The organism is Lysinibacillus sp. BS3 (genome assembly GCF_039614735.1).
In the GTDB taxonomy this organism is placed as follows: domain Bacteria; phylum Bacillota; class Bacilli; order Bacillales_A; family Planococcaceae; genus Lysinibacillus; species Lysinibacillus capsici.
The window spans coordinates 1,968,017-1,981,380 of sequence record NZ_CP154860.1 but is presented as its reverse complement, the minus strand read 5'-3'; the positions used below and the strand labels follow the sequence as shown (position 1 = coordinate 1,981,380).

13 protein-coding genes and 1 other annotated feature are annotated in these 13,364 nt (G+C 37.6%); of the genes, 8 read left to right on the top strand and 5 right to left on the bottom strand.

Annotated elements, in window-relative coordinates:
* Positions 1-45 precede the first annotated feature (45 nt).
* Together AAJG31_RS10065 and AAJG31_RS10060 are read left to right on the top strand one after the other, a co-directional pair.
* Positions 46-414, top strand: a complete 369-nt coding sequence (locus AAJG31_RS10065) for a YisL family protein (RefSeq protein WP_004227486.1) — start codon at positions 46-48, stop codon at positions 412-414.
* A gap of 184 nt (positions 415-598) precedes the next feature.
* Complete coding sequence (locus AAJG31_RS10060) at positions 599-2,065, top strand: alpha-amylase family glycosyl hydrolase (RefSeq protein WP_279493989.1); 1,467 nt, start codon at positions 599-601, stop codon at positions 2,063-2,065.
* Between the two features lie 50 nt (positions 2,066-2,115).
* Here AAJG31_RS10060 and AAJG31_RS10055 read toward each other — a convergent pair whose 3' ends face one another.
* Both AAJG31_RS10055 and AAJG31_RS10050 read right to left on the bottom strand, forming a co-directional pair.
* Positions 2,116-2,973 carry a DegV family protein gene (locus AAJG31_RS10055; protein WP_036076685.1) on the bottom strand — a complete coding sequence of 286 codons (858 nt, stop codon included), beginning with the start codon at positions 2,971-2,973 and terminating at the stop codon, positions 2,116-2,118.
* A gap of 139 nt (positions 2,974-3,112) precedes the next feature.
* Complete coding sequence (locus AAJG31_RS10050) at positions 3,113-3,922, bottom strand: Cof-type HAD-IIB family hydrolase (protein WP_066036276.1); 810 nt, start codon at positions 3,920-3,922, stop codon at positions 3,113-3,115.
* 121 nt (positions 3,923-4,043) lie between these two features.
* Here AAJG31_RS10050 and AAJG31_RS10045 point away from each other — a divergent pair, with 121 nt between their 5' ends.
* Positions 4,044-4,808 carry a prolyl oligopeptidase family serine peptidase gene (locus tag AAJG31_RS10045; RefSeq protein WP_066036275.1) on the top strand — a complete coding sequence of 255 codons (765 nt, stop codon included), beginning with the start codon at positions 4,044-4,046 and terminating at the stop codon, positions 4,806-4,808.
* A gap of 53 nt (positions 4,809-4,861) precedes the next feature.
* A complete protein-coding gene (locus AAJG31_RS10040; RefSeq protein WP_004227477.1) occupies positions 4,862-5,170 on the top strand; it encodes a metal-sulfur cluster assembly factor in 309 nt (102 codons plus the stop codon).
* Positions 5,171-5,230: 60 nt separating this feature from the next.
* Here the strand turns inward: AAJG31_RS10040 and AAJG31_RS10035 are convergent, their stop codons facing one another.
* Positions 5,231-5,917 carry a Crp/Fnr family transcriptional regulator gene (locus AAJG31_RS10035; protein ID WP_048392033.1) on the bottom strand — a complete coding sequence of 229 codons (687 nt, stop codon included), beginning with the start codon at positions 5,915-5,917 and terminating at the stop codon, positions 5,231-5,233.
* A 266-nt stretch (positions 5,918-6,183) separates the two neighbouring features.
* Here AAJG31_RS10035 and AAJG31_RS10030 point away from each other — a divergent pair, with 266 nt between their 5' ends.
* Positions 6,184-8,310: an AAA family ATPase gene (locus AAJG31_RS10030; RefSeq protein ID WP_259951052.1), complete on the top strand. Its 2,127-nt coding sequence runs from the start codon at positions 6,184-6,186 to the stop codon at positions 8,308-8,310.
* Positions 8,311-8,359: 49 nt separating this feature from the next.
* Here AAJG31_RS10030 and AAJG31_RS10025 read toward each other — a convergent pair whose 3' ends face one another.
* Positions 8,360-8,554 (bottom strand): YjzD family protein, encoded by a 195-nt coding sequence (locus AAJG31_RS10025; protein ID WP_004227469.1) that lies wholly within the window; start codon positions 8,552-8,554, stop codon positions 8,360-8,362.
* 465 nt (positions 8,555-9,019) lie between these two features.
* On the opposite strand from AAJG31_RS10025, the gene AAJG31_RS10020 reads away from it, so the two are divergent.
* The 3 genes from AAJG31_RS10020 (at position 9,020) to AAJG31_RS10010 (ending at position 11,558) form a co-directional block, all read left to right on the top strand.
* Positions 9,020-9,958, top strand: a complete 939-nt coding sequence (locus tag AAJG31_RS10020) for a beta-ketoacyl-ACP synthase III (RefSeq protein ID WP_048392032.1) — start codon at positions 9,020-9,022, stop codon at positions 9,956-9,958.
* 30 nt (positions 9,959-9,988) lie between these two features.
* Positions 9,989-11,230 carry a beta-ketoacyl-ACP synthase II gene (gene fabF / locus AAJG31_RS10015; protein WP_048392031.1) on the top strand — a complete coding sequence of 414 codons (1,242 nt, stop codon included), beginning with the start codon at positions 9,989-9,991 and terminating at the stop codon, positions 11,228-11,230.
* Between the two features lie 106 nt (positions 11,231-11,336).
* Positions 11,337-11,558, top strand: a complete 222-nt coding sequence (locus AAJG31_RS10010; protein WP_016994330.1) for a hypothetical protein — start codon at positions 11,337-11,339, stop codon at positions 11,556-11,558.
* Between the two features lie 2 nt (positions 11,559-11,560).
* On the opposite strand, the gene trpS is transcribed toward AAJG31_RS10010, so the two are convergent.
* Positions 11,561-12,550: a tryptophan--tRNA ligase gene (gene trpS / locus AAJG31_RS10005; RefSeq protein ID WP_259951051.1), complete on the bottom strand. Its 990-nt coding sequence runs from the start codon at positions 12,548-12,550 to the stop codon at positions 11,561-11,563.
* 115 nt (positions 12,551-12,665) lie between these two features.
* Positions 12,666-12,887 (bottom strand) — a binding site (T-box leader).
* Positions 12,888-13,364: the final 477 nt, after the last annotated feature.

The following is a 13,364-nucleotide window of genomic DNA, read 5'->3' as shown; positions in this document are numbered from 1 at the left end:
CATGGTAGGATAGAGTTTGATAGAAAAAGAATGAGGGGGACAAACATGAGTTTTTTAACTAGCCAAACGCATTTGCATATTACTACGTGGGTAGTAGGTATTGTCATCTTTTTAATTGCGGCACTAATGGGCAAGCAATCAAAAGGCTTACATATGACATTACGTCTGTTTTATGTACTAATAATCATCACAGGTGGGGCATTATTTATCGAGGCAATGGACTATGGTAAAGGTATGCTTTACGGATTTAAGTTCTTAGGTGGCATACTTGTAATTGGCATGATGGAAATGGTCTTAGTGCGTCAAAAGAAAAATAAACCAACAGCTATGTTTTGGATTTTATTTGCAGTATTCCTATTAATCACTTTGTTCCTAGGATTTAAACTGCCAATGGGTCAAGATTTCTTAGCATAATGATTTAAAAGTCGTGAAGTAGTTGCTTCACGGCTTTTATTTTATAAACGAAAACGGAAGACGGAATTGACACCTTTTTGTCGTAATTCATTTCGCTTTTACGCAAAATCTTTGGAAAAGATAGCGACGTGACAGAGTTATTTGGTAAAATGACGTTGATTGGTTTGAAAGAGAGGGAATAACAGTGAAATTTAAGAAGTGGATAAGTGCGACGGCTGCATCACTTTTATTAGCAACTTCATTAGTAAGTACTATACCAGTAGCACATGCGGATGAATCAGCGACTAGAACAATAGCAGAAGAAAGCATCTATGATTTACTCGTTGACCGTTTCTTTAATGGCTCGGGCACAAACGATTTTGATACAAATACGCAGGACCCTTCGAAATTTGCAGGGGGCGATTTTACAGGTTTACAGGATAAATTGAAATTTATCGGTGAGATGGGCTATACAATTGTTTCCATTGGGCCTATTTTTTCTACAGAGAAGTATGATGGATCAATGCCCACAAGTTATACTACAATAGAACGTCATTTTGGAACAACGGAAGAATTCCAAAGTACTGTAGAGGCCTACAAAGCTAAAAATATGTCCATTATGGTGGATTTTCCACTTACAAATGTGAGTCCAAATCATGAGTGGGCAAAGGATGCATCGAAAGCGGATTGGATTGCATCTACCAATAATGGACAAGTACAGTGGGATTTATCGAATAAGGATGTGCAAGAAGCACTTATTCAAGCAGTAACTGAATTTGTTTCTACATATGACATCGGTGGCATTCGTTTAACAAATATCGCAGGGGCTGATACAGCGTTTATCAATGCAGTAATAGCTGCATTAAAAGAGACAAAAACATCACTTTATGTGATAGCAAATGAAGAAAGCGATGCTGACTTTGATGCAACTTTCTCACCTGTAACGGCAGATATCTATCGTAATATATTTAAAAATGTGGATATGGATTCTTCTAAATTAATGGAACCCTTCACAGGAGAAAAACCGACACAAATTATGGTGGATTCACTTGAAACCCATCGTTTTACATTTGACTCTGCTAATGAAAATATGTTCCCACCTACCCGCTTAAAAATGGCGATGGGTGCTTTATTTATGCTACCAGGAATTCCTGTCGTACAATACGGAACAGAAATTGCTATGAATGGGGAAGCAAAACCAGATACACACCAGCTTTATAACTTTAAAACAGACGAGGAACTGATAGATTATATTAAAAATGTTCAATCTTTACGTAATCAATCAGCTACTTTACGTAATGGTGATTTTGAAGTCATTACAAATGAAAATGGCCTTCTTGTCTTTACACGTTCTTCTGACGAAGAAAAGTGGGTAATCATGGTTAATAATACTGGTAAAACACAACGCGTCGACTTAACACCTGAACAACTTGGTGAAGGGAAAATGCTGAACGGTATTTTACATGAGGAAAAAGTTCGCATAAATGAAAAAGAAGTCTATCCTGTTATTTTAGACCGAGAAATGGTTGAAATTTATCAAGTTCGCAATGATGAGGGCTTAAACACTCCTTATATGGTGGCTCTTGGCTTAGTATGGTTGATCTTTATTGGCTTTGTTGTCATCATCATTAAACGAGGGAAAGTTCGTCGTCAGGAGCAAGACGTCCAATAATAATAACACGACAAAAAAGCATGCCAGGAGCCATCCTAGCATGCTTTTTATTAGCCTTCAAAGCTTTTGTTTGTGAAGAAAATTGCAATAGTCCCAGGTCCGACATGTGAGCCGATCGCGGAACCTATCATGGTAATTTGCACAGCTTGAGGTGAAAAACGCTCCTGGATAGAGGCTTTTGCTTCATTCGCAAAGGCAGCGTCGTCACTATGGCTAATACCTACGATTTTATTTGTAAAGCTGCCACCACGCTCCTGCATTAAATCTAACATACGATTAAGTGCTTTTTTTCGACCGCGTGACTTTTCAATCGGTACAAGTTTGCCATCTTCTACATTTAAAATAGGCTTAATACTAAGAAGGCCACCTAAAAATGCACTAGCTTTTGATACACGACCACCTTTTGCAAGGTAATCTAAGTCTTCTACAGTAAATAAATGCTCGACCTGAGGTGCAAGGGTGTTTATTTTAGAGGCCATGTCTTCTAAGGATACTCCTATATTTCGCAGTCGTACAGCTTCTTCAACGACAAGGCCATGTCCTAGTGATGCGCATTTAGAGTCGATAATGACTAGTTTTAAGGAAGGATACTGCTCAAGTACCTGATTGCGAATCATTTGAGCAGTGCTATATGTGCCTGATAATTCTGATGAAAACGCGATATAAATACCTTCTTCATCATTTTTAGCTAGCTCCTCAAAATGCTTCAAAAAGAGCTCAGGTGACACTTGTGATGTTTTTGGCTGAGCACCTTGGCGTATTGCATCATAGATCTCTTTGGAATCAATTGAAATCACATCTTCATATTCTTTGTTGTTCAATTGCACTCGTAAAGGGAGTAGCACGACATCATTTTCTTCATAGTAAGATTTTGGTAGATCACATCCACTATCCGTAAAAATCTTCATTCTCTTGTCCCCCTAATTTCAACTTACTTTTGCTTTTTAACTTTATTCAGTAGATACTCACTTTAGATAAATGGAAGGGGTACCACTGAATAAAGTTAAACTGGTAAAAATGGAATGTTAACTTGAACTTACTACTTAACTATGATAATTTCAAGCGTTCAATGAGTATTTTTGCAATTCCATCATCATTATTCGTTGTCGTAATTTCATTGGCAATGTTTTTAAGACTTGAAATACCGTTCCCCATCGCTACACCAAGTCCAGCATATTCGATCATTTCTAAATCATTGTCTTCATCACCAAATGCGATGATGCGCTCACGAGGAATACCTAAATCTTTTGCCACATGTGCAATACCCACAGCTTTATTTAAGCCGCGACGCACAATTTCAATAATATGAAGTGGCGCGCCCCATCGACGATGTTCAATGACTTCTGCGTGCACAGCCTGCAAATGATCACGTATAATAACTGAATTCGCTTCATTTGCCTGAATTAATAAACTTGTGGGATTATCCAGGAGGTGTGTGTATAAATCCCCAAGTGTAATTTTTGGATTACCCATATTAAAAATATTTAAAATACGATCGTCTTCTGTGTGGACATAAATATCATCTTTTACCTCAGCGATAATATTTTCGTATTCATAACTGTTAATAGAATCAACGACATCATGTACGACACTTAAATCAATTGGTGTGTGCATATGTTGCCAAGAGACATTTTTAGGATGATGCACATATGCGCCATTAAAATTAACAATGGGTGTAGTGAGCCCAAGTTCATGATAATAAAGATCGCTTGCACGGTATGGACGTCCCGTCGCAATCATCACTTGATGCCCTTGTTCCTTAGCCTGCAATAATGTTTTTTTCGTTTTTGCAGAAATTTGCTGTTGATCTGTTAATAAAGTTCCATCTAAGTCTAATACGATTAAATGCGGTTTCATAGCTCGTTGCCCCTTTCCTATAGTTTGAATAGTATCTCTTTGTCTTACATTCGTCAAAATTTTGTCACAGTGAAAAAAGTTTGCTAACATAAAGATGAGAGAATAGTTGGGAGTGACAATAATGTTTGTAGAAAAAGAAGTGTGGGGAAATATTCCTTTATTACATATACATACAGACAATATGAATGAAGAAACCCCGGTAGTCATTTTTTTGCATGGTTTTATGAGTGCAAAAGAACATAACTTACACTATGCATACCAATTGGTGCATAAAGGGGTGCGTGTCCTATTGCCAGATGCAAAATTTCATGGTGAGCGTAGCGAAGGCCTAACAGAAATGCAAATGAATTTAAATTTTTGGGACATTGTTTTAAATTCTATTCATGAAGTTCAACAATTATATGATGAATTAAAGAATAAAAATTTATTAGCTAGTCATAAAATTGGCATAGGAGGCACTTCAATGGGTGGCATCGTGACATCAGGCTGTCTGAAACTTTATGATTGGATACAAACAGCTGCAATATGCATGGGTGCACCTGGTTTTATAAAATTGGGTGAATACCAATTGCAACAATTTGCTAAAAGCGGAGTTAACTGGCCGATGTCAGAGGAAGACGTAGAAAAAATTAATGAAGCCCTTGCTAAATATGATGTCAGTTTAACACCAGAAAAATTCGCGGGTCGCCCTGTATTCTTTTGGCATGGAGAATTAGATAAAACAGTTCCTTTTCACGAAACGTATAAATTTTATGAAACATTACGGGAATACTATGAAGCAAACCCTGAATATTTAAAGTTCATGGTTAACAAAAGGGCTGGACATGCTGTACCACGTGACGGTATGCTAGCAGCTACAGCATGGCTTGCACAGCATTTGGCATAACAGGGTGCATCTGCTATGATAAGGTTAACACTATGATGGAAGGAGAAATACGAATGGATCAGGATATGAAAGATAGCATGTTAGGTGCTTTAGAAAACGTAATTGATCCTGAGCTTGGCATTGATATTGTCAACTTAGGTTTAGTATATGATGTGGAATTAGATGATGAAGGTGTTGCAACTGTTACGATGACACTAACATCTATGGGCTGTCCACTTGGTCCAGTCATTGTGGATCAAGTGAATACGGCGTTAGGTGAACTTCCAGAAGTGAAAAGTACAAATGTTAATATTGTATGGAATCCGCCTTGGTCGAAAGATAAAATGTCACGCTATGCCAAAATGGCATTGGGCGTACGTTAAAATGGATTATTTAAAACCCTGCTTATTTTTCAATAAGCAGGGTTTTTGCTTGTAACGAAACTAATCGATACGGCATATTTGTAATGGACAATTTTCACAGGCAATTTCATTTTTTAAAAATTGTAAATCATGAATGGTAATAAATCCTTTATCAAAAGTGATAATCTCATGTTTTTTTAAATCATTCAGCATACGATTAATCATTTCCCGACTTGTCGCACACAGATTTGCAATTTCTGTATTTGTTAGCTGAAAATCAATAAAAATCGAGTCATTTTCTACAGGTTTACCATACGTATTGGACAGCCGAATGAGCGTTGAAAATAGAGCACCTTTTTTACCGTTTAACACTAAATCGCGCAAACGACTCTGATGCTTTAAGTTTTCTGTTTGTAGCCACTTCATGTATTCCACCATAACTGTCGGCTGCTCTTCTAGTAAATGCTCCAAAGATTTACGACTCAAAACATACAACGTAGAGGGTTCTAAAACTTTGGCAGTCATTGAATTATAGACGAGATTACAAAATAACGAACCTTCTCCTATTATGCTGTCAGGGCCACAAATACGAATGGTTAATTCCTTACCCGTCTCGGATTCTTGGCTAATCGAAATAACACCTGATTGGATGTAATAAATTTCTTTTGCCCGTTCACCCTCTAGAAAAATTTTATTTCCTTTATTCACTTTGATAAAAACACCGTGGTTTTGAAAAAGTTCTTTAATTTTTTCAAACATATTATCCATTAAAACCATATCTCCAACACATCGCTTTCTTTTTGTAATAAATGGCGATTATTACAAAAGGATAGTGGATTTCGATACTAAAACATAGAAACATACCATTATTATAACGTAAACTTCCATAATAAGTGAAAAAATTTTAGGACGATTTCTTTGCTAAGCATTGTCGAGTGATGTAAAATAAAGTTAGTCAAAAAAGGTCAAACTTTTTTAATGAATAAGAATGGGTATATAAATAATGAGAAATATGAAAAAAAGGAGTGCTAGCTATGCAATTTCAACAAACAGACAATAAAAAACCATTAGAACAATTTGGGCGCAATTTAATTGAAGAAGTAAAAAACGGCAAGATGGATCCTGTTATCGGGCGTGATGAAGAAATTCGAAATGTAATTCGTATTCTAACACGTAAAACAAAAAATAATCCTGTATTAATCGGTGAACCAGGAGTTGGTAAAACGGCAATTGTGGAAGGTTTAGCACAGCGTATTGTTAAAGGTGATGTACCAGAAGGCTTGAAAGAATGTGTGCTATATGAACTGGATATGAGTGCGTTAATCGCTGGTGCAAGTTATCGTGGACAATTTGAAGAACGCTTAAAAGGTGTGCTAAAAGAAGTAAAAGAATCAGAAGGACAAATCATTCTATTTATTGATGAAATTCATACGATCGTAGGTGCAGGAAAAACAGATGGCGCTATGGATGCAGGAAATATGCTAAAACCTATGCTAGCACGTGGTGAATTACACTGTATTGGTGCTACTACCTTAGACGAATATCGTATGTACATTGAAAAGGATCCTGCCTTAGAACGTCGATTCCAGCAAGTACTAGTGCGTGAGCCATCTATAGAGGATACGGTATCCATTTTACGTGGTTTAAAGGAACGCTTTGAATTACATCACGCAGTACGTATTCATGACAGAGCAATTGTTGCGGCAGCAGAACTATCCAATCGCTATATTACAGAACGATTTTTACCTGATAAGGCCATTGATTTAATTGATGAGGCTTGTGCAATGATTCGTACAGAAATTGATTCAATGCCACAGGAATTAGACGCAGTCACACGTCGTATTATGCAGCTTGAAATTGAGGAACAGGCATTGCGTAAGGAAAAGGACGAGGCAAGTAAAAAACGTCTGGAGCAATTACGCGAAGAATTAACTAAGTTAAAAGAGTCATCTAAGGGCATGCGACAACAATGGGAAGCAGAAAAAGAAAAACTACACGATATTCAGAAAAAACGTGAAACATTGGATAAATATCGTCGTGATCTAGATGAGGCAGAAAGTAAATATGATTTAAATAAAGCTGCTGAATTACGTCATGGTAAAATTCCAACACTTGAAAAAGACATTCAGGTACTTGAAAAGGAATTAGAGAACGGTGCAGAATCTCGTATTTTACGTGAAGAGGTAACAGCAGATGAAATCGCAGCAATTGTTTCACGTTGGACAGGAATCCCTGTAACAAAATTAGTAGAGGGTGAGCGTGAAAAACTATTACGTTTAAAGGATACATTACATGAACGTGTGGTTGGACAAGATACAGCAGTTCAATTAGTGACAGAAGCGGTATGGCGTGCACGTGCAGGTATCAAAGATCCACACCGACCTATTGGTAGCTTTTTATTTTTAGGTCCAACTGGTGTGGGTAAAACAGAACTTGCCAAGGCACTTGCAGCACAGTTATTTGATTCAGAAGATCACTTTATTCGTATTGATATGAGTGAATACATGGAGAAACATAGTGTGTCTCGACTTGTTGGGGCTCCTCCAGGCTATGTGGGCTATGAGGAAGGTGGACAACTAACGGAAGCAGTTCGCCGAAATCCTTATTCTGTGGTGCTACTAGACGAGATTGAAAAAGCTCATCCTGATGTGGCGAACATTTTATTGCAAATTTTAGATGATGGGCGCATTACAGATAGTCAGGGACGAATGGTGAATTTTACAAATACAGTAGTCATTTTAACTTCGAATATCGGATCAAGTTATTTAATGGAGGCAAAGGAAAATGATGCGGCTGTGGAGGACTTAGTCATGTCAGCCCTACGACAACATTTTAAACCTGAGCTATTAAACAGAATGGATGATATCATCTTCTTCCATGCATTATCTACTAAACATTTTACTGCGATTGCCTGGAAGTATGTGGAGCAATTGATTAAACGTGTCGCAGAGCAAGAAATTACTTTATCTGTCGAGCAAGAAGTCATTGATTGGGTAGTAGAGCAAGGGGCAGATGCCCAATTTGGAGCAAGACCACTAAAACGCTTTGTACAGCGACATATCGAAACAGCCGTTGCTAGAGAACTATTACGCGGAGAAGTTTTACCAGGGGAGACGTTGCATGTGAAAATGCATGAGGGTCAATGTGTTGTGGAAAAATAACAGAAAAAACCTGTTCGGCATGAAGCTGAACAGGTTTTTTCTAGCTGAATTAATGATGGTCTGCAGCTTCTGGTGTAGGGTCGTTTGGAATGATTGCTCCAATAATAAAGATAAGGATGGAGAATACAACAGAAACGATTGCTCCAGTTTTGAAATCAAATGGTACACCAAGTACAGAGCTGACTACGTAGTTTAACATAGAAACTAGTAGGAATGACCATATGAACGTTACGATATATTGCATTAATTTCACCTCAACCGAACTTTTTTCATCATAAGGTTTTACTCATATTCATTATCATATCATAACATAAATCAAAAAAAAATGAACCATTTATGTGAAACATGGCGATTTTGTCACAACAAATATGAGATTTAGTATTTTATGTTTGGTAATGTAAAGTATTTAGGAACAGCTCCGAAATAGGGGAATGCGCTCCTAAGCGGGTGAAAAGTGCTCCAAAAGGGAAGAACACCGCTCATACATGATGCAAGGTGCTTTGAAAAATAATGAACAAGCTCAACAAAGTACGATAGATAAAGCTCTAAACAGAATAACCTCATTCCATAAAATTCTTCACTTCTATATTCAAAGAACACTACCCTCAGCCGCATAAATTTTAAATCATCTTGCGTCATTCCTTTTATATGCGTTATAATTATGACCAGTTACTAATAATTGATAGTAAGAAAGCTGAGGGGTTGCTATATGAACGCTGGTATTATAGGAATAGGCAAATATGTTCCTGAGAAGGTCGTTACAAATTTTGATTTGGAAAAAATCATGGATACTTCTGATGAATGGATTCGTACTCGAACAGGCATTGAAGAACGTCATTTTGCGGCAGATGATCAGGAAACTTCAGATTTGGCAGTAGCTGCTGCAAAAGAAGCTATTGCAAATGCGGGTATTACGCCTGAGGAAATTGGTTTAATTCTTGTAGCAACTGTCACACAGGATCAAACTTTTCCAAGTGTAGCTTGTATGATTCAGGAACAAATCGGAGCAGTAAATGCTGCAGCAATGGATCAAGCAGCAGCATGTGCAGGATTTATATATAGTTTAGTGACAGCAAAGCACTTTGTTGAGGCAAATGCTTATAAATATGTCTTAGTAGTAGGTGTTGAAAAGCTGTCTAAAGTCGTTGATTGGGAAGATCGCAATACAGCTGTATTATTTGGCGATGGTGCCAGTGCAGCTATCATTGGGCAAGTCTCTGAAGGTAGAGGTATTCTATCCTTTGAACTTGGTGCAGATGGTACAGGCGGAAAGAATCTTTATTTAACGAAGCAAGATACAATTGCGATGAATGGTCGTGAAGTGTTTAAATTTGCTGTTCGACAAATGGGTGAATCGGCTGTTAATGTATTAGAGAAAGCGGGATTAACAAAAGAAGACGTTGATTTCCTAGTGCCACATCAGGCAAATATACGTATTATGGAATCTGCACGTGAGCGTTTAGAGCTACCACCAGAAAAAATGTCAAAAACGATTCATAAATACGGAAATACTTCAGCAGCATCTATTGGTATTTCCTTGGTAGATGAGCTCGAAGCAGGTAAGATTAAAGAGGATGATTTATTAGTCCTTGTAGGTTTTGGTGGCGGCTTAACATGGGGTGCCGTAGCCATGAGATGGGGAAAATAAGTAGGAAAAATGCTTGAGGGGAGTAAGACAATGAGTAAAAGACGAGTAGTAATTACAGGAATTGGCGCAGTTACACCACTAGGAAATAGCATCGAAGAAACATGGGCAAACATTAAAGCTGGTAAATCTGGCATTGGTGAGCTGACACGTTTAAATAAAGATCTTTTTGCCGCAAAAATCGCCGCAGAAGTAAAGGACTTTGATATTGAAAAATACATTGATCGTAAAGAAGCACGTAAAATGGATCGCTTCACACAATACGCATTAGCGGCTTCTATTATGGCAATGGAAGATGCACAGCTAACAATTGATGAAGAGCTAGCTCCACGTGCAGGTGTATGGATTGGTTCTGGTATCGGTGGGATGGAAACATATGAACAACAATTTTTAACATTCCAAGAGCGTGGCGCAAGACGTGTTAGTCCTTTCTTTATCCCAATGATGATTCCTGATATGGCATCTGGCCAAGTCTCTATTCACTTTGGTGCAAAGGGGATAAATTCTTGTTCTGTAACGGCATGTGCTTCAGGCACAAACTCTATTGGTGATGCCTTTAAAGTAATTGAGCGTGGAGATGCTGATGTTATGATTTCTGGTGGTGCTGAATCACCAATCGTAACAATGGCGGTTGCAGGTTTTTGTGCCAATACAGCACTATCATTAAATCAAGATCCACAAGCTGCATGTCGCCCATTCGATAAAAACCGAGATGGCTTTATTATCGGAGAAGGAGCGGGTATTGTCATTTTAGAAGAATATGAACATGCAAAAGCTCGTGGTGCCAAAATCTATGCTGAAGTTTTAGGTTATGGTGCAACTGGGGATGCGCATCACATTACGGCTCCAGCTCCAGAGGGTGAAGGTGCAGCACGTGCGATGACGCAAGCATTAACAGATGGTGGCGTAGAGCCATCACAAGTTGATTATATTAATGCCCATGGTACAAGTACGCCATATAACGATTTATTCGAAACACAAGCTGTGAAAACTGCTTTTGGTGATCATGCGTATAACCTTGCAATGAGCTCAACAAAATCTATGACGGGTCACTTATTAGGAGCAGCAGGTGGTGTGGAAGCTATTTTCACAGCATTAGCCCTTAAAGAAGGGATTTTACCACCTACAATCAATTTAAAAGATCCTGATCCTGAATGTGATTTAGATTATGTTCCAAACGAAGCAAGAGAAGCAAATATTCAATATGCAATGAGTAATTCTCTTGGTTTTGGTGGTCATAATGCAAGTCTCCTATTCAAAAAATATGAAGCATAATAGATAAACATAAAAAAACGTCAGCCAAATTTAAATGGCTGACGTCTTTTTTTATAGTTTTGTGAATAAATGATAAGTAAGAAGAAATAGAAAGGATGCCATTACTATGTTTCGTCTCTTTTTATTTTTAGTAAGTTATGGCTTAATGATCCTCTCTGTAGGGAATCTCATATTGTATTTAAATTACCGCACACTAGGTTATTCATGGAAGGTTGTTTTCAAATTTATTTTTCAAACAACAGAATTTTATATGGCGGTAGGAGCCTGTATCATCATCTGCGCAGTTGTGCTTGATTTGGGCTTTGATCGATCCTCAGACAAGCCGTAAGTTTAGCGACGTGCGCGACCAAGACCCATAGCATCTTCCATACGTTTTAATGTAGCACTAGCAATCACATTCGCCTTTTCAGCACCTTCATCTAGAATGACATCTAATTCTGATGATTCTACTAGATGATAGAATTTCTCTTGAATAGGTGTTAGGTGTTCAATTACTGCTGTTGCTACACCCTGCTTGAATCCACCATAACCAATTCCCTCATATTTTTTGACTAAATCTTCAACGGCTACCCCTGAAATAGCTGATTCGATTGTCAATAAATTTGAAACACCTGGTTTATTTTCCACATCAAATGCAACGATGCCGTCAGAGTCAGTTACAGCTGATTTAATTTTTTTCTCAATGTCTTTCGCAGTATCTAATAAGCGAATTGTCGCTTTCGTATTTGGATCTGATTTACTCATTTTCTTTGTTGGCTCTTGTAAGGATTTAATGCGTGCGCCAGCTTTAGGTAATTGAATTTCCGGAATTGTTAAAACATCGCCAAAGCGTTTGTTAAAGCGTTCTGCAAGGTCACGAGTTAGCTCAATATGCTGCTTCTGATCATCGCCGACAGGGACAATATTTGTGTTATAAAGTAGAATGTCTGCAGCCATTAGCGGTGGATATGTTAAAAGAGCAGCAGATACGCTTTCCTTACCATGTGATTTATCTTTGAATTGTGTCATACGTTCTAGCTCACCAATAGACGCAACACATTGTAACATCCATCCTGCCTGAGCATGCGCTGGCACCTCTGATTGAATAAATAATGTCGATTTTTTAGGGTCAATGCCAGTAGCAATGTAGGTAGCAGCAAGCTTACGAATACTTTCTCGTAATTCTTTAGGATCTTGTGCAACAGTGATGGCATGTTGATCAACGATACAATAAATAGCGTTTCCTTCATCTTGTAGTGCCGGGAACTGCTTGAATGCTCCTAAATAGTTCCCTAATGTTACGATACCTGTAGGCTGTACGCCAGAAAAAATAGTTGTCATTAAAAAATTCCTCCTCGAATTCAATTGCTGTAACTTGTGTCACAGCGTTGTCTTCACCTTTCAACTTGGTGATGAAGACAAAAAAACATCATGCGTCCTCATTAGATTTTTCTAATGAAGGGACGAATGATGTTTGAATCCGCGGTACCACCCAGCTTGCCTAAAAAGGCCACTCAACTTCGTAACGTGAAGGGACGAGCTTTGCTAATAGCTTCAAGTAGCGTTCACAAAGCTAACTCGGAAGTCCATTCCACATGCATCCACGATCTGTTTACAGCAACCACAGACTCTCTATACGTGAATTAGCATATGTACTACTCTTCGTCAGCGTTTTTCTCAATTTAAATTGTTCAAATTGATTTGATTGCAAAGAATTATAATATAAAGATTCCTTTGTGTAAAGTCAGACTTTTGACGGTGTTTTTTTTCTAGAAAAAATTATATGCTTTTTTTGTTATGTAATTTTGTTATAAATTTATAATTTTTTATTAAAAAATTGTTTGGATGTACACATGGGATTGACAATTTTCTCGATTATTTTTCTTAAATGAGAACAACTGAGATATCTGTTTAGATGTTTAAAATGCTTTAAAAATGGGAATGGTAGTAGTAGCACATAAGTTTGAAGAAAATACATCATATTTGAAAGCTGTATGAATAGACAGAATATTTATGGATAGGTTCAGATTTTTTTATTGGAACTATATTCAAATACAGCTGAGTACTGTATAATGGTACTGTGTATTTTACATTACATTAATTCTAATTTAACACATTGGTTCTGGTTTATAGATAATAATTTTTAAATGAAAGG

What these genes read in the sequence shown, in the direction of transcription:
- AAJG31_RS10065 (WP_004227486.1), top strand. Translation starts at nt 46, where the DNA reads ATGAGTTTTTTAACTAGCCAAACGCATTTGCATATTACTACGTGGGTA.
- AAJG31_RS10055 (WP_036076685.1), bottom strand. Translation starts at nt 2,973, where the DNA reads ATGAAGATTTTTACGGATAGTGGATGTGATCTACCAAAATCTTACTAT.
- AAJG31_RS10050 (WP_066036276.1), bottom strand. Translation starts at nt 3,922, where the DNA reads ATGAAACCGCATTTAATCGTATTAGACTTAGATGGAACTTTATTAACA.
- AAJG31_RS10045 (WP_066036275.1), top strand. Translation starts at nt 4,044, where the DNA reads ATGTTTGTAGAAAAAGAAGTGTGGGGAAATATTCCTTTATTACATATA.
- AAJG31_RS10040 (WP_004227477.1), top strand. Translation starts at nt 4,862, where the DNA reads ATGGATCAGGATATGAAAGATAGCATGTTAGGTGCTTTAGAAAACGTA.
- AAJG31_RS10035 (WP_048392033.1), bottom strand. Translation starts at nt 5,917, where the DNA reads ATGGATAATATGTTTGAAAAAATTAAAGAACTTTTTCAAAACCACGGT.
- AAJG31_RS10030 (WP_259951052.1), top strand. Translation starts at nt 6,184, where the DNA reads ATGCAATTTCAACAAACAGACAATAAAAAACCATTAGAACAATTTGGG.
- AAJG31_RS10025 (WP_004227469.1), bottom strand. Translation starts at nt 8,554, where the DNA reads ATGCAATATATCGTAACGTTCATATGGTCATTCCTACTAGTTTCTATG.
- AAJG31_RS10020 (WP_048392032.1), top strand. Translation starts at nt 9,020, where the DNA reads ATGAACGCTGGTATTATAGGAATAGGCAAATATGTTCCTGAGAAGGTC.
- fabF (WP_048392031.1), top strand. Translation starts at nt 9,989, where the DNA reads ATGAGTAAAAGACGAGTAGTAATTACAGGAATTGGCGCAGTTACACCA.
- AAJG31_RS10010 (WP_016994330.1), top strand. Translation starts at nt 11,337, where the DNA reads ATGTTTCGTCTCTTTTTATTTTTAGTAAGTTATGGCTTAATGATCCTC.
- trpS (WP_259951051.1), bottom strand. Translation starts at nt 12,550, where the DNA reads ATGACAACTATTTTTTCTGGCGTACAGCCTACAGGTATCGTAACATTA.